Genomic DNA, 505 nt, shown 5'->3' with positions numbered 1-505 from the left:
GTAAGCGTTCACCAGCACCCTATTGACAGGCGAATGTGACGATCATCACTTGATCTACAATTGCCTATTGAACGATCCTTTTTATGCTTCATTATCTTCACATGAGCAGAAAAAAAGAACCTAAATATCAAGCACCGCCGCCGGTTGCTTCCAGTCTAAATGAAGCAAACACACTTATTCAGGAGTTGTGGGAACAACTTCGGCATTTAGAAGATAAACGTAAAACTAATTCTAAAAATTCATCCAAGCCGTCCTCGACAGAAAGTATTGAAGATAAGGCCAATCGAAAAAAGCAAATCGCTCTAGTGATGGCAATTCGAGAGGAGCTACACAAGGTCACCAAGGGCATAAACGAAAATTCTCAATCTTAAAAGCAACCGATACTGTTATTAATTGCTTGCCAGAAAATTCATGCGCCTGCTGTGGTAGCAGTGATATTCAAATTGATAAAGCCCCTTATTACCGTCATCAAGTGCATGAAATACCTGAGCCGATTGTCGATATT

At 40.4% G+C, this 505-nt stretch carries 1 protein-coding gene; it reads left to right on the top strand.

Going from position 1 to position 505, the window contains the following annotated elements:
- Window positions 1-83 precede the first annotated feature (83 nt).
- Window positions 84-371: a DUF6444 domain-containing protein gene (locus tag HC723_RS17060; protein WP_190339959.1), complete on the top strand. Its 288-nt coding sequence runs from the start codon at window positions 84-86 to the stop codon at window positions 369-371.
- Window positions 372-505: the final 134 nt, after the last annotated feature.

The sequence above is a fragment of the Vibrio sp. S11_S32 genome, from assembly GCF_014694465.1.
Taxonomy (GTDB): domain Bacteria; phylum Pseudomonadota; class Gammaproteobacteria; order Enterobacterales; family Vibrionaceae; genus Vibrio; species Vibrio algicola.
This window is presented reverse-complemented; position numbering and strand designations above follow the sequence as displayed.

Excerpts from the sequence above, each read along its gene's own strand:
- HC723_RS17060 (WP_190339959.1), top strand. The coding sequence starts at position 84 with ATGCTTCATTATCTTCACATGAGCAGAAAAAAAGAACCTAAATATCAA.